The sequence below is a fragment of the Pseudomonas sp. SA233 genome (assembly GCF_054792385.1).
Window position 1 is genome coordinate 288051 of the sequence record NZ_CP096449.1, and the last position, 18388, is coordinate 306438.

At 64.1% G+C, this 18388-nt stretch carries 13 protein-coding genes; 5 read left to right on the forward strand and 8 right to left on the reverse strand.

Annotated features, from left to right (window positions below; translation table 11 throughout):
* The first annotated feature begins 10 nt into the window (after nt 1-10).
* Nucleotides 11-577, forward strand: a complete 567-nt coding sequence (nudE, locus tag M1D87_RS01320) for an ADP compounds hydrolase NudE (RefSeq protein ID WP_013970466.1) — start codon at nt 11-13, stop codon at nt 575-577.
* A complete protein-coding gene (gene cysQ, locus M1D87_RS01325; protein ID WP_123085088.1) occupies nt 574-1392 on the forward strand; it encodes a 3'(2'),5'-bisphosphate nucleotidase CysQ in 819 nt (272 codons plus the stop codon). Before nudE ends, cysQ begins: the two co-directional genes overlap by 4 nt.
* Nucleotides 1393-1548: 156 nt before the next feature.
* Here the strand turns inward: cysQ and M1D87_RS01330 are convergent, their stop codons facing one another.
* From M1D87_RS01330 to rfbC, 4 genes are read right to left on the reverse strand one after another with little or no spacing between them, the layout of a single operon-like run.
* Nucleotides 1549-2004 carry a thioesterase domain-containing protein gene (locus M1D87_RS01330; RefSeq protein ID WP_015268613.1) on the reverse strand — a complete coding sequence of 152 codons (456 nt, stop codon included), beginning with the start codon at nt 2002-2004 and terminating at the stop codon, nt 1549-1551.
* Nucleotides 2004-3410 (reverse strand): sigma-54-dependent transcriptional regulator, encoded by a 1407-nt coding sequence (locus M1D87_RS01335; RefSeq protein WP_015268614.1) that lies wholly within the window; start codon nt 3408-3410, stop codon nt 2004-2006. Before M1D87_RS01335 ends, M1D87_RS01330 begins: the two co-directional genes overlap by 1 nt.
* Nucleotides 3407-5221 carry a sensor histidine kinase gene (locus M1D87_RS01340; RefSeq protein WP_102083348.1) on the reverse strand — a complete coding sequence of 605 codons (1815 nt, stop codon included), beginning with the start codon at nt 5219-5221 and terminating at the stop codon, nt 3407-3409. Before M1D87_RS01340 ends, M1D87_RS01335 begins: the two co-directional genes overlap by 4 nt.
* A gap of 42 nt (nt 5222-5263) precedes the next feature.
* Nucleotides 5264-5809 carry a dTDP-4-dehydrorhamnose 3,5-epimerase gene (gene rfbC / locus M1D87_RS01345; protein WP_013970471.1) on the reverse strand — a complete coding sequence of 182 codons (546 nt, stop codon included), beginning with the start codon at nt 5807-5809 and terminating at the stop codon, nt 5264-5266.
* Between the two features lie 279 nt (nt 5810-6088).
* On the opposite strand from rfbC, the gene aguA reads away from it, so the two are divergent.
* A complete protein-coding gene (gene aguA, locus M1D87_RS01350; RefSeq protein WP_039614238.1) occupies nt 6089-7195 on the forward strand; it encodes an agmatine deiminase in 1107 nt (368 codons plus the stop codon).
* A 514-nt stretch (nt 7196-7709) separates the two neighbouring features.
* On the opposite strand, the gene M1D87_RS01355 is transcribed toward aguA, so the two are convergent.
* Nucleotides 7710-9788 carry a TonB-dependent receptor gene (locus M1D87_RS01355; RefSeq protein ID WP_123085087.1) on the reverse strand — a complete coding sequence of 693 codons (2079 nt, stop codon included), beginning with the start codon at nt 9786-9788 and terminating at the stop codon, nt 7710-7712.
* A gap of 505 nt (nt 9789-10293) precedes the next feature.
* Here M1D87_RS01355 and M1D87_RS01360 point away from each other — a divergent pair.
* Nucleotides 10294-11613 (forward strand): OprD family porin, encoded by a 1320-nt coding sequence (locus M1D87_RS01360; protein WP_015268619.1) that lies wholly within the window; start codon nt 10294-10296, stop codon nt 11611-11613.
* A 127-nt stretch (nt 11614-11740) separates the two neighbouring features.
* Here M1D87_RS01360 and M1D87_RS01365 read toward each other — a convergent pair whose 3' ends face one another.
* The 3 genes from M1D87_RS01365 to M1D87_RS01375 form a co-directional block, all read right to left on the reverse strand.
* Entirely contained in the window at nt 11741-13408 is a 1668-nt protein-coding gene (locus tag M1D87_RS01365) for an FMN-binding glutamate synthase family protein (RefSeq protein WP_123085086.1), read from the reverse strand.
* A gap of 239 nt (nt 13409-13647) precedes the next feature.
* Entirely contained in the window at nt 13648-15015 is a 1368-nt protein-coding gene (locus M1D87_RS01370) for an ATP-binding protein (RefSeq protein ID WP_123085527.1), read from the reverse strand.
* A gap of 1 nt (nt 15016) precedes the next feature.
* A complete protein-coding gene (locus tag M1D87_RS01375; RefSeq protein ID WP_054573664.1) occupies nt 15017-15736 on the reverse strand; it encodes a response regulator in 720 nt (239 codons plus the stop codon).
* A 140-nt stretch (nt 15737-15876) separates the two neighbouring features.
* Here M1D87_RS01375 and M1D87_RS01380 point away from each other — a divergent pair, with 140 nt between their 5' ends.
* Nucleotides 15877-18174 (forward strand): TonB-dependent siderophore receptor, encoded by a 2298-nt coding sequence (locus M1D87_RS01380; RefSeq protein ID WP_123085520.1) that lies wholly within the window; start codon nt 15877-15879, stop codon nt 18172-18174.
* Nucleotides 18175-18388: the final 214 nt, after the last annotated feature.

Genomic DNA, 18388 nt, shown 5'->3' on the forward strand with positions numbered 1-18388 from the left:
GAGCCGCCCCATGCGCCAGAAACCCACCGTCCTCAGCCGCGAAATAGTCGCCAGCAGCCGCCTGTTTCGCGTCGAAGCCGTGCAATTGCGCTTCAGCAATGGCAACGAGCGTACCTACGAGCGCCTGGTGGGCCGGGGTAATGGTTATGGGGCGGTGATGATCGTGGCCATGCTCGATGCCGAGCACGCGGTGCTGGTGGAGGAATACTGCGGCGGCACCGACGAATACGAGCTGTCGTTGCCCAAAGGCCTGATCGAGCCGGGCGAGGACGTGCTGGCGGCAGCCGACCGGGAGCTCAAGGAAGAAGCCGGCTATGGCGCTCGCCAGCTGGAGCACCTTACCGAGCTGTCGCTGTCGCCGGGCTACATGAGCCAGAAGATCCAGGTGGTGCTGGCCAGCGACCTGTACGAGGAGCGCCTGGAGGGCGATGAGCCGGAGCCGATGCGGGTCGACAAGGTTAACCTGCGCGAGCTCTCGGCCCTGGCCATGCACCCACAGTTCACCGAGGGGCGTGCCTTGGCGGCGCTGTACCTGGCGCGTGACCTGCTGATTCAGCGGGGGCTGCTGGAAGCATGAACGACCTGCAACTGATGCACGAAGTGGTCAAGCTGGCCCTGTTGGCGGGCGAGGCGATCTTGCCGTTCTGGCGCGCCGATGTGGCCGTGACCAACAAGGCCGACGATTCACCGGTCACCGCCGCCGACCTGGCGGCGCACCGGGTGATTGCCGATGGCCTGCTGGCGCTGGCGCCGCAGATCCCGGTGCTGTCTGAAGAGGATTGCAACATTCCGCTGGCCGAGCGTCAGGGCTGGGGCCGCTGGTGGCTGGTCGACCCGCTGGACGGCACCAAGGAATTCATCGCCGGCAGCGAGGAGTTCACGGTCAACATCGCCCTGGTCGAAAACGGCGAGGTGGTGTTCGGCGTGGTATCCATGCCGACCAACGGGCGCTGCTACTTCGGTGGGCGTGGGTTGGGCGCCTGGCGTGCGGAAGCGGGTGAGGCTCCGCAGCCGATCCAGGTTCGCGACGCGCCGCCGGCAGATGGGCGTTTCACCGTGGTTGCCAGCCGTCGCCATTCCAGCCCGGAACAGGAAGCGCTGTTGGCCGGGTTGGGGGCTGCGTTGGGGGAACTGGAGCTGGCCAATATCGGCAGTTCGTTGAAATTCTGCCTGTTGGCCGAGGGCAGCGCCGATTGCTATCCCCGCCTGGCACCGACCTCGCAGTGGGATACCGCGGCGGCGCAGGGGGTGGTGGAAGGGGCTGGTGGGGAGGTAATCGGGCTGGATGGCTTGCCGTTCCGGTACCCGGCGCGGGAGTCGTTGCTCAACCCGCATTTCCTGGCGTTGCCGGCAAATGCTGTGTGGCGTCAAGCCTTCCTGAGCCTGATCTGACAGGCGGACATGATCGTGTAGGAGCGGCCTTGTGTCGCGATCGGGCCGCAGCGCGGCCCCAGGGTTTCAGCATTGCCGCATTAATTGCCGGGGCCGCTTCGCGGCCCGATCGCGACACAAGGCCGCTCCTACAGGAGTCGCGACAGTCCATTGGTTTCAGCGGTGCAGCACGTATTGGCCGCTGAAGGTAACAGCAGGCTCGTCACTACCGGCATTGCTCACCGTGGTCTCCAGCGTCAACCGTGCCCGCCCGCGCCGCTGGTACATGGTCAGGAACCGCTCCCAGGTCTTCTCATCCGGCGGCGCACAGCGCGCCACCGCCGCCCCGGTAACCGGCAGCGGATAACTGATCTGCCCTTCCTGGATGACGATATGCCCGTCATCGATACCCGACTCGCGCAGGCGCAGGTGCAGCCAGCCCCAGCCCACCAGCACTGCGGCGCAGTACAGGCTACCGCCGAACATGGTGCTCTTGTGGTTGACGTTGGCCGCCAGCGGCAATTGCAGGCGCAGGGTGTGCTGCTGCCAATCGAGCACTTCCAGGCCCATTTCGCGGGTCAGGGGGATGTCGCCGTGCAGGACGGTCTGCAGGTACTGGCTATCGGTGTTCATTAACGGTTGTCCTCTTGATCGTCATGCCCGCCGCTACCGCCATCGAAGCTCAAGCCATGCTTGCGCAGCTTGTCGTGCAAGGTTTTGCGGGGGATGCCCAGCGCCTCGGCCAGGCTGCGCATGGAGCTGTGTGGCTGGGCCAGTTCGGCAGCGATCAGCGAGCGCTCGAATTGCTCGACCTGTTCGCTGAGGTTGCCGCTCGGCATCGGTACCGAAGGCATTGCCGCAGGCGGCGCCTGGCCGTCCAGAGCCAGTTCCAGGCCAAGGGCGAAACGCTCGGCGGCGTTCTGCAGCTCGCGTACGTTACCGGGCCAGTCGTGACGCAGCAGCATGGCGCGCTGGGCCGGTTGCAGGGCGTGTGGCGGCAGGCCATGGCGCTCGCTGGCGGCGTCGGCGAAGTGCTGGAAAAGCACCAGGATGTCATCGCCGCGTTCGCGCAGCGGTGGAATACGCAGCGGCGCCACGTTCAGGCGGTAATACAAATCGGCGCGGAACCGCCCTTGGTCAGCGGACTGGCGCAGGTCCTCCTTGGTCGCGGCGATGATGCGGATGTCCAGCGGGATCAGCTGGTTGCCACCCAAGCGCTCGACCACCCGTTCCTGAAGCATGCGCAGCAGTTTCACCTGCACATCCAGGCTCATGCTCTCGATTTCGTCGAGGAACAGCGTGCCGCCGTTGGCGAACTCGAACTTGCCGATGCGGCGTTTCTGCGCGCCGGTGAACGCCCCGGGCTCATGGCCGAACAGCTCGCTTTCGACCACCGACTCGGCGAGTGCGCCGGCGTTGATCGCCACGAACGGCCCGTCGCGGCGGCTGGACAGGTCGTGCAGGGCGCGGGCCACCACCTCTTTGCCGGCACCGGTCTCACCCAGGATCAGCACGTCGGCGCGAGTGCCGGCCAAGGCGCCGATCTGCTCGCGCAAGCGCTGCATGGACGGCGACTGGCCCACCAGGCGGGTGGCCAGTTGCTGGCGGTCGCTCAGGGCCAGGCGCAAGCTGCGGTTGTCCAGCACCAGGCGGCGCAGGGCCAGGGCGCGGCGCACGCTGTCCAGCAGGGCGTCGCTGGCAAAGGGTTTTTCCAGGAAGTCATAAGCCCCGGCGCGCATTGCCTGCACCGCCAGCGGCACATCACCGTGGCCGGTGATCAGCAATACCGGCAGCTCGTTGTCACGGCCGTGCAGTTGTTCCAGCAGCTGCAGGCCATCGATACCCGGCATGCGGATGTCGCTGACCACCACCCCGGGCCAGTCGGCCTCGATGCGTTCGGCCAGGCCCTGGGCATCGGCCAGGGCGACCACCTTGAGCCCGGCCAGGTCCAGGGTCTGGCTCAGGGCCTGGCGCAAGTGCGGATCATCATCGACCAGGATGACCTGGGCTCGGCTGTCGATCAGTGTCTCGGTGGTCATGCCGAGGGGTCCTCCGAATTGGGCAAAGTAGCGCCAGGCGCGGCCACACGCAGCTGCAGGGTCAGCAGTGCGCCACCCTCCGGGTGGTTGGCCAGCAGCAGTTCACCGCCCAGGGCGCGCATCAGGCTTTCGCAGATGGCCAGACCCAGGCCCAGGCCCTGGGTGCGGGTCTTGGTGGTGAAGAACGGCTCCTTGGCGTGCTCCAGGGCCTGGCGGCTGAAGCCGGGGCCGTTGTCGCGAATGTACAGGTAGACGCAGTCATCGCGCTGTTCGGCACTTAGCCACAGGCGGCGCGGGTTGGCTTTTTCGGTCAGGGCGTCGAGGGCATTGGCCAGCAGGTTGCCGAGCACCTGGCGCAGGCGGGTCTCGCCGGCCTGTACCCACAAGGTGGCTTCCGGCAGGTCGCGGATCAGCTCCACGGCCATCGCCCGGCGGCGCTTGGCCAGCAGCGCCAGGGCGTCGTCCAGGGCCGGCTGCAAGGCCACGCTCTCCGGGGCATGGCGGTCACGGCGGGCGAAGGCGCGCAGGTGGGCGATGATCGAGGCCATGCGCCCGGTCAGCTCGCCGATCAGCTTGAGGTTGCCACGGGCGTCTTCGGTACGCTGGTGGTCGAGCAGGATCTCGGCGTTTTCCGCGTAGCTGCGGATGGCGGCCAGCGGCTGGTTGAGTTCGTGGCTGATGCTGGCCGACATGGTGCCGAGCACCGACAGCTTGCCGGCCTGCACCAGTTCGTCCTGGGCGCGCACCGCCTCCTGTTGGGCGTTCTCACGCTCCAGTACGGCGCTCTTGAGCCGGGTGTTCAGGCCTTCGAGGTCGGCGGTGCGCTCGGCCACGCGTTTTTCCAGTTCCTGGCGGCCGCGTGCCTCGAAGTCGATGCGGTCGATGTAGTGACGGCGCCGCTGCATCACCAGGCCGGCCAGCAGTATCAGCACCAGCAGGGTGCCAGCGCCGATGGCCATGACGGTTTGCACCGAACGGTCGACCAGCATGCGCGGGGCGAGGATGCTGACCTGCCATCCGGTTTCCTTGATGTCGCGGGTCTGGCTGATCCAGGCGTCCGGGTTGAGTACCAGCGGTTGCGGGGCCTGGGTCGGGTAGGGCTGGATGGCGATGATGGCCTGGCGCTCGGCCTCGGTCAGCGCGCGGGTCGCGCGGAAGCGCCAGTCGGGCCGCGAGGTCAGGATGACCACGCCATTGTGGTCGGTCAGCAACAGCTGCTCGGGGGTGCGGCCCCACAGGGTTTCGGTGTGGTCGAGGTCGACCTTGACTACCAGTACGCCAACGATGCGTTCACGGTCTCGCACGGCGGCGGCGAAGAAGTAACCGCGCTTGGCCGATGTGGTGCCCTGGCCAAAGAAGCGCCCCAGGCGGCCGGCCATGGCTTCGTTGAAGTAGGGGCGGAAGGCGAAGTTGCGGCCGACGAAGCTGTCGCGCTTGTCCCAGTTGGAGGCAGCCAGGGTATTGCCGCTGACGTCCATCAGGTACATCACCTCGGCGCCGGTCTGCTGGACGATGTCCTTGAGCAGGCGGTTGGCATTGGTCACTGCCTCCAGGCGGAACGGGTCGGCCAGCACCCCGCGCAGCGCCGGCAGGTCGCCGAGTATCTGTGGCAGGGTTTCATAGCGGTGCAGGGTACCGAGCAGGTTGGCGACGTACAGGTCGAGGGTCTGGCGGTTCTGCGAGGCCAGTTCTTCCTGGTAGTAACGTTCGGCCAGGTGATGCAGGGGCCACAATAACGGGACCAGGCACACGGCCAACAGGGCCAGGCTGCGCCAGCGGGGACGGCGTGGGGGCGTGGGTTTTGCAATCATCACGTAAATGCGCCAGAAAAGTCTGCCGCAATTATGCGCTAGTTAAGGCAGCAGTTCCGCTTCTGCCAGCGGCAGGCCGAGCTTGTCCTTGTCCGACAGCACCGGTGGCTGCTGCAGCCCCCAATCGATGGCCAGCGTCGGGTCATCCCAGCGGATGCAGCGGTCGGCGCCCGGGTTGTAGTAGTCGGTGGTCTTGTAGAGGAACTCGGCCGACTCGCTCATCACCGCAAAGCCGTGGGCAAAGCCGGGTGGAATCCATAACTGGCGATGATTGTCGGCCGACAGCTGCACCGCGACCCATTGGCCGAAGGTTGGCGAGCTCTTGCGCACGTCCACGGCAATATCACGGATTTCCCCCTGCACCACGCGCACCAGCTTGCCTTGAGTGTTTTCCACCTGGTAGTGCAGGCCACGCAGCACACCCTTGATGGAGCGCGAGTGGTTGTCCTGGACGAATTGGACATTCACGCCGGTTTGCCGGGCGAACTCACGGGCGTTGAATGCCTCGAAGAAAAAACCACGGCTGTCACCGAAAACCTTCGGCTCGATGATCAGTACTTCAGGGATCGCGGTAGGGATGATGTTCATGGCGGTTCGCTGGCCCGTTCTGCTCATGTATTGACCCTAGCCGGTCTGGCCGTTTTTTCCGCCTCGGGCTTCAACGGCATTCACAAGGGTTGGCTATGGTAGATGTCGTGCCGTTTTGCTCCTCGGTCAAGGTTGGGGGTGTATCGATTGTTATCGATTTAATTCCCTTGCTTGCTCGTGATTTTCCCGATTATCGGGCTTCAAATATCGATATATATCGGTTATAAATTGACAAACGCCCCAGCACAGTCCGGCTCAGGGCCATCACAGAGGTCAATCATGAAAACCCTCAACTCCACTCCCCGTGCCGATGGTTTCCACATGCCCGCCGAGTGGGCCCCGCAAACCCAGGTGTGGATGGTCTGGCCGGAGCGCCCGGACAACTGGCGCCTTGGCGGCAAGCCGGCGCAGGCTGCCCATGTGACCCTGGCCAAGGCCATTGCCCGCTTCGAGCCGGTAACCGTCGCGGTTTCCGCTGGCCAGTACGAGAATGCCCGCCGCCAGCTCGACCAGCCGAACATTCGCGTGGTCGAGATCAGCAATGACGATGCCTGGGTGCGTGACACCGGCCCGACCTTCGTCATCAACGACCAGGGTGAAGTGCGTGGTGTGGACTGGGGCTTCAATGCCTGGGGCGGCTTCGACGGCGGCCTGTACGCACCGTGGAACCGTGACGAGGAGTTGGCGGCCAAGGTCCTGGAAATGGAGCGCTGCCAGCGCTACCACACCGAAGGCTTCGTGCTCGAGGGCGGCTCAATCCACGTGGATGGCGAAGGCACGGTGATTACTACCGAAGAATGCCTGCTCAATCGCAACCGCAACCCGCACCTGAACCGCGAGCAGATCGAAGCGGTGCTGCGCGATCATCTGGCGGTGGACACCGTGGTCTGGCTGCCGGATGGCCTGTACAACGACGAGACCGATGGCCATGTCGACAACTTCTGCTGTTACGTGCGCCCGGGCGAAGTGTTACTGGCCTGGACCGATGATTCCAACGACCCCAACTATGCACGCTGCCATGCCGCCATGGAGGTGCTGAAGAACACCCGCGATGCCAAGGGCCGCGAGTTCATCGTGCACAAAATGCCGATCCCGGGCCCGCTGTTCGCTACTGCCGAAGAGTGTGCCGGGGTCGATCAGGTGGCAGGCAGCCAGGAGCGTGACCCATCGGTGCGCCTGGCCGGCTCGTACGTGAACTTCCTGATCGTCAACGGCGGCATCATCGCGCCTAGCTTCGACGACCCGGCAGATGCCGAGGCCAGAGCGATCCTGGCTAAGATCTTCCCCGACCATGAGGTGGTGATGATCCCTGGTCGTGAGCTGCTGTTGGGCGGTGGCAACATCCACTGCCTGACCCAGCAGCAACCGGCACCGGTCAAGCGTTGAGCGCACGGTGAATCAAGAGGCCCGTCATGACGGGCCTTTTTTATTCGCGAGGGCCGTCCGCAGGCTGGTGCTGGCATAAGTTTTGTATTGTTTTCAGTGAGATAGCTCGGCCATGCCGCGCTCTCGGACCTGTAACAATCCTTACGTAGATTAGCCGCTCACGGGCCAGGGAGTACGTGTAGAAATGAACGCAGCAAGTGAGTCGGCTTTGCGCCCATCGGCAGTGAATCACCAATCGCTCAGGCTTGTGGCGAAGTGGTTGAAACACCATGGAAGCATCAGGGTCAGGACGACCGACCCACGACGTCTGCTTGCCGGACGATACCCCCAAGGGCTGATCAGCGAAGCAGAAATGCAGGCGCTGATGGCGGTGTGGCACTGATCGATTGCTTCAACCTGTGCTGGCCCCTTCGCGGCTAAAGCCGCTCCCACAGGTACCCCACTGGGCTCGATACATGTGGGGTACCTGTGGGAGCGGCTTTAGCCGCGAAGAGGCCGGCATAGGCAATAAAGATCAGAAGCTGTAGCTGCCAGTCACCACCAGGCTGCGCGGGTCACCCACCTGGATCTGCGCCGCACTGGTTGCCGAGCTGTAATAGGTCTTGTCGGCGATATTGCTCAGCGCCGCCCGCACATCCCAGTCATGCGTGCGGTACCCCGCCAGTGCATCCCAGCGGCCATACCCCGGCAGCACCGTGGTGTTCTGGTTGTCCGCATAACGCTCGCCTACCAACGTCAGGCCGGTTTCGGCGTACCAGCCCAGTTCCGGTTTCCAGGTCACGAACAGGCTGCCGTTGCGCTTGGCCACGTCATTGATGCGGTTGCCTTCCTGGCCGTTGTTGTCCTTGACGATGGTCGCGTCCTGCAGGCCGATGCTACCGCGCACGTACCAGTTGCCAACGATGTTGCCGGTGGCGGTCAGCTCGATACCGCGCGAACGCTGCATGCCGCTGAGCAAGATGTTTTCCGGGACAAGCGGGTCGCGGGTGCGGCGGTTGTACAGCTCCAGCTCGTAGATGGCCAGGGTGGTGGTCAGGCGCTGGTCGAGCCAGTCGCTCTTCACGCCGATTTCCTTCTGACGGGTTTCTTCCGGCTTGGCGTCGTTACCGTTGCCTTTTGCGCCTGGGGTGATGCCGATCAGCCCGCCGCCAACCGGCGAGAAGGTCTTGCTCCACGAGGCGTAGAACGAATGGTCGCGCCACGGAGTATAGACCACACCCAGGCGTGGGCTGGTGCTGTTGCTGTCCTGTGTCTCGCGTACGCCATCCTTGTTGGTGGTCTGCACGTCGAACTGGTCGAAGCGTACGCCGGCAAGAACCTGCCACTGATCGTTCAGGCGGATCTGGTCTTGCAGATAAAGGCCGCGGCTATCGACCACGGTATGGTTGTCACTAAACAACGTCATTGGGCCATTGAGCTGCTGGTTGCGGCCGGGCTTGCCCAGGCCCTGCAGTTTCTGGTCGACCGCTTTGTACAGCACCGGGTCGCGCTTCTGGTTGCCGAACTCCAGGCCCAGCAACAGCTTGTGCTCCAGGCCCAGGGTGTCGAAGTCGCCCTCGGCCTCCAGGGTGTTGAACAGATTGCGGGTGTTCAGGTCCTGCTGCCAGCGCTGGCGGGTCAAGGTGTCGGTGCTGGCGTCGTAGCCCGTGACGTAGGTGTTGTCGAACTCACTGTCGAGCTTGAACAGGCCCAGGGTATGGCGCAACTGCCAGGTTTCGTTCAGCTGATAGTTCAGGCGCGAGCGCAGCGACTGGGCGCGGTCGTCGATATAGTCGCGCTGTGTGTCGCCATAAGTGGTGCTGCGGCCGACATCGGCCGGGCGGCCGTTGACCCCGGGGATGCCACGGTCCGGGGTACGGTTGTAGCGGCTGTATTCGTATTGCACCAGCCAGTTCAGGTCGGGGGTGACCTGCCAACTGATCGACGGGGCGAACAGCTGGCGGCTGCCGTCGATGCCGTCGCGGAAGCTGTTGTTGTCCTGGTTGCCCATGTTCAGGCGCAGGCTGACGGTGTCGCCGGGGTCGGCACTGAGGTCGGCATACAGGCTGCGCAGGTCTTCGCTGCCGGCCTGCGCCTCGATGCTCGAACGGCGGCCGTGCTCCGGCGCCTTGCTCACCCGGTTGACGATACCGCCCTGGCTGCCACGGCCATAAAGCACCGCTGCCGGCCCCTTGAGCACTTCGACCCGCTCGATGTTATGCAGGTCGCGGATGTACTGGCTGTCGTCGCGAATGCCGTCCAGGTAGAAGTCGTTGCTGGCTTCGAAGCCGCGGATGCGCACGCTGTCGAAGCGGGTGTCGGCACCGCTGCTGACGTTGGGGATGCCTTCCAGCGCCTTGCCCAGGGTGTTGCTGCCGTAATCCAGCACGTTGACGGTCTTCACCGTGTCGATGGCCTGCGGCACATAGCGTACTGGCGTCGAGGTGCGGGTCGCGGTGCTTACCTCCTTGACCCGCGGGTTGTCCTCTTCGCGTTCACTGTCGGCGGTTACCGACAGTTCCGGCAGGGTGGTGGTGGCGGCACTGGCCAAGCCGGCGCCGAACAGCAGCGACAGGCCAAGCGTCAGGGGTGAAAGACGGCAGGGTACAAGCATGGGCACATCCGGATCGAGCAGGTGAAAAAGAGATGCGGATGGTAATGCTTGTTATTTGCTATTGCTTGAGTATTTGTAAAGGCTTGTCATTACATCTGTGTCAGTTTGTTACGGTTTCTGCCGCCCCGCGTTTCCTTGTAGGAGCAGCCTTGCGCTGCGAAGGCGCCCTGACAGGAAAATTGTCCGTTCGATCAAAAGGCTATTTCCCACACAAGATAAATTGTCCGCTGATAGCGCAAACTTACATGGAAATGCACCAGGCAAGCGCGCGATTTTGGTTATATCAACCTGCATTTCACGACTTTTTGACATTTGTAATCGCACACGGCTAGGATTCGGCCAACGCCTGCTGGCCATGATCTTGGCCATGCTGCTGCCAGAGGCCGCCGTGTGATTACCGGCAGGCCTTCCAGTCTGGATCCGCATAGCGTCGAACCTACGAAGGGGCGTTGGTTCCTGGCGTCATATTGCAGAGCGTTTTTGATTAAGAAATAAGGAAAACAACATGTTGAAAACCAGGATCAGCCTGGTCGCCCTGGCGATGATCGCCGCGACCCAGGCACAGGCCAATGATCAGGCCGACAGCAAAGGCTTCATCGAGGACAGCCACGCCAACGTCCTGCTGCGCAACGCCTACATCAATCGTGACAAGAAGCACGGCACCGACGACCAGATCGAATGGGGCCAGGGCGTCATCGCCAACTTCTCCTCCGGCTTCACCCAGGGCACCGTCGGTGTCGGCGTCGATGCATTCGGCCTGTACGCCGTGCGTCTGGACGGCGGCAAGGGCCACAACGGTGGCGCCGGTGTCGACTTCTTCAAGCCTTCGGACTTCAAGGACGAGAACGGCAACGCCAACTCGCCGCACAACCTGGCCCGTGGTGGCGCTGCAGTGAAGTTCCGCATCTCCAACACCGTGCTCAAGTACGGTGACCAGATGCCGGCACTGCCAGTGCTGCAGTACGACGACGCCCGTCTGCTGCCAGAAAGCTTCACCGGTACCCTGATCACCTCCAAAGAGATCCAGGGCCTGGAACTGAACGCCGGCCGCTTCACCCAGGAAGCGCGCAAGAGCGCCGAGCGCCGTGACGGTGGTGGCCTGAAGTCGATCAACGTCCTTGGTGGTAGCTACAAGTTCACCGACAACTTCACCGCTTCGCTGTACACCGCCGACAACGAAGACGTGATGAAGAAGCACTACCTGGGCCTGAACTATGTCTTCCCGATTGCCAACGACCAGTCCCTGACCCTGGACTTCAACGGCTACAAGTCGGACATCGACAACAAGTTCGTCAAGAGCGCCAAACTCAACGGCGACTCCAACACCATCTGGAGCCTGGCAGCGACCTACGCGTTCGGTGCGCACTCGTTCACCATCGCCCACCAGCGCAGCACCGGCAGCACCGGCTACAACTACGGCTGGTACCAGAACGAGGGTGGCGTGGGTGACGGTGGTTCGACCATCTACCTGGCCAACTCGTACTGGTCCGACTTCAACGCCGAAGACGAGCGCTCCTGGCAGCTGGGCTACGGCCTGGACTTCGGTGCCTACGGCATCCCGGGCCTGACCTACAAGCTGGCCTACGTGGTGGGTGACAACATCAACACCCGCAACGTCGACAACCCGCAGGGCTTCGGTGAAGGTAAAGAGCGCGAGATCTTCAACCAGATCCGTTACGTGGTGCAGGACGGCCCGGCCAAGGACCTGTCGATCAAGCTGCGTAGCTCGTTCGTGCGTACCAACAACGCCGTGCAGCAGAACGGTTACAACGACGACGGCAACGAAGTCCGCGTATTCGTCGAGTACCCGATCAGCATCTTCTGATCCTGATCTGATGGCCTAGGGGCTGCTTTGCAGCCCATCGCGACACAAGGCCGCTCCTACATGAGATTGCGTACTCCTGTAGGAGCGGCCTTGTGTCGCGAAAGGGCCGCAAAGCGGCCCCCGGCTTTCAAGCCGTCTCCACCACTTCCCTGCGCCGCACACCAGCAACCTTCACCTCTCCCTCCCCAGTCTCCGGCGCAAAGCTGTCACTACGCGCCATCCGCCACATCCGCGCATAAAACTCGCTTTCAATCGAGCCACTGAGCAATTCGCCCGGTTTGAGGAACGTGTGCAGGTCCGAGAACAGCCCGATTTCGCTAGGGCTGATACGCCGCGCCAGGTGCTTGGGCTTGAGCTCCGAAGGGTGTTCCAGGCCCGCGGCAGCCAACATTTCGGCCAACGTATGCAGCGTGTTGCGGTGGAAGCTGGCCACCCGCTCGGCCTTGTCCGGCACCACCAGGGCGCGCTGGCGCAGCGGGTCTTGCGTGGCCACGCCGGTCGGGCATTTGTTGGTATGGCAGCTCTGCGACTGGATGCAGCCAATGGCGAACATGAAGCCGCGCGCGGAGTTGACCCAGTCCGCCCCGATGGCCAGCACGCTGGCGATGTCGAAGGCGCTGACGATCTTGCCCGCCGCGCCAATGCGGATGCCGGCGCGCAGGTTCAGGCCGACCAGGGTGTTGTGCACGAACATCAGGCCCTCGCGCATCGGCACGCCCATGTTGTCGCTGAACTCGCGTGGCGCCGCCCCGGTGCCGCCTTCCTTGCCATCGACGACGATGAAGTCCGGAGTGATGCCAGTGGCCAGCATGGCCTTGGCAATGCCCATGAACTCCCAAGGGTGGCCCAGGCAGAATTTGAACCCCACCGGCTTGCCGCCCGACAGCTCGCGCAGGCTGGCCACGAACTGCAGCAACTCGACTGGCGTGCGGAAGGCACTGTGCGCCGCTGGCGAGATGCAATCTTCGCCCACGCGCACGCCACGGGTTGCGGCAATTTCGGGGCTGACCTTGTGCCCCGGCAGGATGCCGCCGTGGCCCGGCTTGGCGCCCTGGCTGAGCTTGATCTCGATCATCTTCACCTGCGGCGAACGCGCCTGCTCGGCGAAGCGCTGCGGGTCGAAGCGGCCGTCCTCGGTGCGGCAGCCGAAGTAGCCACTGCCGATTTCCCAGATCAGGTCACCGCCATGTTCGCGGTGGTACGGGCTGATGCTGCCTTCGCCGGTGTCATGGGCAAAACGGCCCATGCGTGCACCGCGGTTCAGGGCAGCGATGGCGTTGGCGCTGAGGGCGCCGAAGCTCATGGCCGAGATGTTGAAGATCGATGCCGAATAGGGCAGGCGGCATTGCGGCCCGCCAATGGCGATGCGGAACGATGCCGGGTCTGGCGTGGCCACTGGCAGCATGGAATGGCTGATGAACTCGAAGCCGGGCTTGTAGGCATCGTTGAGGGTGCCGAAGGCCTTCTCGGCGCTTTCGTTCTTGGCCCGGGCGTAGACCAGCGAACGCTGCGAGCGGGAGAACGGCAGCTTGTCGTCGTCGCCCTCGATCAGGTACTGACGGATTTCCGGGCGGATGGTTTCGATCAGGTAGCGGATGTTGCCCAGGATCGGGTAGTTGCGGCGCACGGCGTGGTGGCTTTGCCGCAGGTCGTTCAGGCCGACCAGGCTGAGCAGCGCGGTGATCAATGTGAACGGCCACAGCCAGGCATGCTGGGGTAGCAGCGGCAGGCTGGCGAAGGTGAACAGCAGGCAGAGGGCGAGGCAGGCGTAGCGGCTGGGTAGAGAGTGTTTCATGGGTCCATCGCAGGCAGGATGACCGGGCATAGGATAGGCAAAGGCGGGGAGGGGAAAACCTGGGTAATCGGTAAAAGACTGTTACCTGATTGTGGTTGTGTTGCCTGTGCTGGCCTCATCGCCGGCAAGCCTGCTCCCACCTCGACCGCACCGATTGCAAGCCATGCGCAGTTCCGGTGGGAGCTGGCTTGCCGGCGATGAGGCCAGCACAGGCGGTACAGTTCCCCCCCACAAAAGTGTTAGCGAGGCAACAACACGCTGACCCGCAACCCACCCCCCTCGCGGTTCGCCAGCAGCAACTCGCCCCCATGGCTGGCAGCAATCCGCTGGGCGATGCTCAACCCCAGCCCATACCCCCCGGACGCCTGGTTGCGCGACCCTTCACCACGCACGAACGGGTCGATGCTGGTCGCCAGCAGGCCCGGCGCAATCCCCGGGCCGCGGTCATCGATATGGATGAACACCCCTGTGATCGCCTGCTCCAGCGTGACCGAAACCTCCTTGGCATAACGCAACGCATTGACCAGCAGGTTCTGCAGGCAGCGCTGCAGCAGCAGGGCATCGACCCGCAGGCTGCCCGCCTGGCCATGCACCGGCAACGGCTCTTCGGCAGTGGCCAGCTCCGCGCACTGGCGCACCACCAGCCGGTCCAGGTCTACCTGTTGCAAGTTCTGCTGCTCCCCCGCGCGCAGGTAATCGAGCACCTGGCCGATCATGTTGTCCATCTGCGCAATGTTCTGCCGCAGGCGTTGCCGGTTTTCGTCGTCCGGCAAGCGCTCCAGGCGCAGGCGCATGCGCGTCAGCGGGGTGCGCAGGTCGTGGGACACGGCGGCCAGGAAGTAGGCCTTGTCGTTGACCATCGCGATCAGCCGCTGCTGCATGGCGTTGAAGGCCTGGGCCGCCTGGCGCACTTCCTCCGGGCCATCCAGCGCCAAGGGCGGCTGCTCGAGGTTGCTACCCAGGCCGCGCGCGGCATCGGCCAGGCGCCGAAGCGGGCGCAGGCACAGGCGCACGGCTATCAGGCACACCAGCAATACCGCGACGATGCGCAGCGCGTACACCCGCAACAGGTAATCGCTGATCAGCACCCAGGCCGACTCGCCGCTCCAGCCTTGCAGTTCCTGGCCCTCGATGGTCAGCCAGTGCCCACCGGCCAACGGCACCGCGAACTGCAGATGCGCCTGGGCCGTGCGCAGGCCGAACAGGCTGCGCCAGACGATCGGCTGGCCCTGTTCGTCGGTCAACTGCACCTTCATCAGGCGCACATCCTGGGCATGCCCCAACTCGTACTCGAGGGCCTGGTGCAGCAACAGCTCGACACGCCTGCGCCCGCGGCGCTCGCCCTGCACCGGCGTGGGCAGGGCTTCGCTGCAACGCAGTTGGTAATGCGCTGGCGCCTGCAGTGAACCGGCACGGCAGTCGGCCTGGGCGATCAACGGCGCGCTGCGTGCGGCAATCAGCCGGACAGGGGCCTCGAGAACCTGGGCAAAACGCACATCGAACCAGATGCTGCTGGACATCAACTGGATCAGCACGGTGCCGCTGACCATTATCAGCAGCAACTGGCCGAACAACGTGCGTGGCCACAGCCGCCGCAGCCAGCGCATGTCAGGCATCGGCCCCGTTGGCGGCGATGCTCAGCAAATAGCCTTCGTTGCGGATGGTGAGAATTTGCGCGGCACCCGCCGGCGCGTGGCGCAGGTGCTGGCGCAGGCGGCTGACGCACATGTCCACCGAACGGTCGTCGGGCAGGTGGTCGCGGCCGAACGCACTGCGCGTCAGCTGATCGCGGGACACCACGCGATTGTTGGCTTCCAGCAGCTCGCGCAGTACGCGGTAGTCGGAGCGGGGCAGGGTCAGGGTCTCGCCATCGGGGCGGGTGAGCAGGCGTTTCACGTGTTCCAGGCGGAAGCCGGCGAACAGCTGGGCATCTTCTACCGGCTCTTCGGCGGGGGCATCCAGGCGTTGCGGACGACGCAGCACGGCCTTGATCCGGGCGATCAGCTCGCGTGGCTCGAAGGGCTTGGCCAGGTAGTCATCGGCACCCACCTCCAGACCGATGATGCGGTCCAGCGTGCTGCCCTTGGCCGACAGCATGATCACCGCCAGCCCCGGCGTGGCTTGCAGCTGGCGGCACAGGCTCAGGCCATCTTCGCCCGGCAGCATCAGGTCCAGCACCACCAGCTCAACCTTGTGCCGGGCCAGTTGCTCGCGCATCTGCTCGCCGTCAGCCGCTGCCAGCACGTTATAGCCGGCATCTGTCAGGTAATCACAAAGAAGTTCGCGGATCTCGTCGTCATCGTCGACAACAAGCAAAGTTGTGCTCATGCAGAAAAACACCTGTTCGGTGAGGGCTGGTAGCGCTCGTTACGTTCGATTACATCCCCGTACAAGCCGGGTCTGGAGCCCGGGGGGCCGATCCCTAGAATCCTAACAAAAAATCATCTGCAAATACGAAGCCTTCCCAAATGAACTCCGAGAGCACCTCGAACGCCTTCCCCTCCATCAGCCGAGGCGGCACACGCCTCAAACCGCTGGCCCTGTTCATTGCCGTGGCCGTCAGCGGTGGTGCGATGGCTGCCGACAGCAAGCCCCTGGAACTGGAGGCCACGCAGATCGAAGACAGCGCCCTGCTGCCTGCCGACGAAGCTGGTCAGCTGGGTTACACCGTCGAAAGCACCCGCAGCTCCACCGGCCTGGCCCTGACGCCGCGCCAGACGCCGCAGTCGGTCACCACCATTACCCGCCAGCAAATGGATGACCGCGACATCCACACCATCGAGCAAGCGCTGGAAACCACCCCAGGCGTGACCGCGAGCAAGTCCGAAGTGGGCGGGCGTACCGACTACCGTGCCCGTGGTTACTCGATCAGCAACTGGAAGGTCGATGGCCTGCAGTTCCAGGGCGGGTCCGATTTCAGTGGCGGCGGCAACGCACTGAACATGGACCTGTACGAGCGCATCGACATCGTGCGCGGCGCCAACGGCCTGCTGGGCGGTACCGGCGACCCGTCGGCCACGGTCAACCTGATCCGCAAGGCACCGACCAGGACGTTCGGCGGTAGCGCCTATGCCACCTACGGCAGCTGGGACAAGCGCCGCCTGGGCGCCGACCTCAACCTGCCGCTGTCCGAAGACGGCCGCCTGCGTTCGCGCTTCGTGATGACCCAGCAGGACGCCAACTCATTCCGCGACAACCAGTCCGAGCGCTCCCGCGCAGCGCTGGCCAACTTCGAGTTCGATCTGGACGACGCCACCACTCTCGGTGCCGGCTACCAGTACGAGTACAACAAGATTGTCGGCGGTGGCTGGGGTGCGAACATCCCGATCTGGTACAGCGATGGCAGCAAGACCGACCTGCCGCGCAGCACCAACGTGGTACCCAGCTGGAGCTTTGGCGAGTACACCACCCGCACCGCGTTCGGCTCGCTGGAACACCGCTTCGACAACGACTGGACGCTGGACCTGAAAGCCGCCCAGAGCATCGCCGAAACCCTCAACCACCGCGGCCTGGCCAAGGTCAACTCGGCAGGCCGCGGCAGCTACGGCGGCTACTGGGACCAGGATGGCAGCGGCGCCGTGCTCAACGGCCTGCACAGCTCCACCGACACCACCCAGCAGTCGGCGCAGATCGACCTGTCCGGCCCGTTCCAACTGTTTGGCCGTACCCACCAGGCGATGGTTGGCTACAACGACAGCCGCACCGTGGCCTGGTCACCGGAATACACCTGCACCATGGTTGGCGACGGCATGGCCAGTGCGCCTGCGCTGGGTTGCCAGTTCCGCGCCAACAACGGCTTCCCGTTGACCGACTGGCGCAATGGCGTGGATGACGACTACAACATCATCGCCTCGCGCACCGGCCGCCACAGCAAGACCACCACCCGCCTGCAGGGCATGTACGCGGCAACCCGCCTGAGCATCACCGACCCACTCTCGGTCATCCTCGGCGTGCGCACCAGCAACTACTCGGCCACCACCCGCAGCGTGGCTGGCGCACGTACCAGCCAGGAAGAGAACGGCATCGTCACCCCGTACCTGGGCGCCGTGTACGACCTCAACGACAACTACTCGCTGTATGCCAGCTACACCGACATCTTCACCCCGCAAACCGCTGAAACCAGCAGCGGCAGCAAGGTCGAGCCGATTCGCGGGCAAAGCTACGAGACGGGTATCAAGGGAGAGTGGTTCGATGGCCGCCTGAACGCCTCGGCGGCGTACTTCCGCACCAAGCAGGAAAACAAGGCAGTGCTCGACGGCGACCTCACCACCCCCACCGGTGGCGACGCCTACAAGGCCGGTTCCGGCCAGGTAACCGACGGTATCGACCTGGAAATCGCCGGCGCCCTGACCCCCAGCTGGAACGTGTACGCCGGCTACACCTACCTGCACTTCCGCCGCGTCGACAGCGACGGCCGCAGCGACCCGTCGCACCTGTTCAAGGCCTCGACCACCTACCGCCTTTCCGGCCCGCTCGACCGCCTGACCCTGGGTGCCGGGGTTACTGCGCAGAGCAACATCCGCGCAATCTCCAGCCCGGCGGGCCAGCCGAGCAATGGTGTGAGCACGGGTGCCACTGACGTGAACTGGTCCGGTTATGCCATCTGGAATGCCATGGCCAAGTACCAGCTGACCGACGACACCAGCGTCAGCCTCAACGCCAACAACCTGTTCGACAAGCACTACTACACCCGTTACGGGTTCTATGCCGGGGCGATTTATGGTGACCCACGCAACCTGTCGCTGACGGTCAGCACAGCGTTCTGATCAACCGCACCTGGGGCTGCTGCGCAGCCCATCGCCGGCAAGCCGGGCTCCCACAGGTATTTTGGTAGCAACTGCCTTGCTCAGTTTCTAACAGGTGGCGCGATCCCTGTGGGAGCGGGCGTGCCCGCGAACACGGGCGAAGCCCGTGCCATCCACCGCAGCACCTGATTCGCTGGGTCGGCGCCAGGCTCAAACCATGCGCTGTACCTGTGGT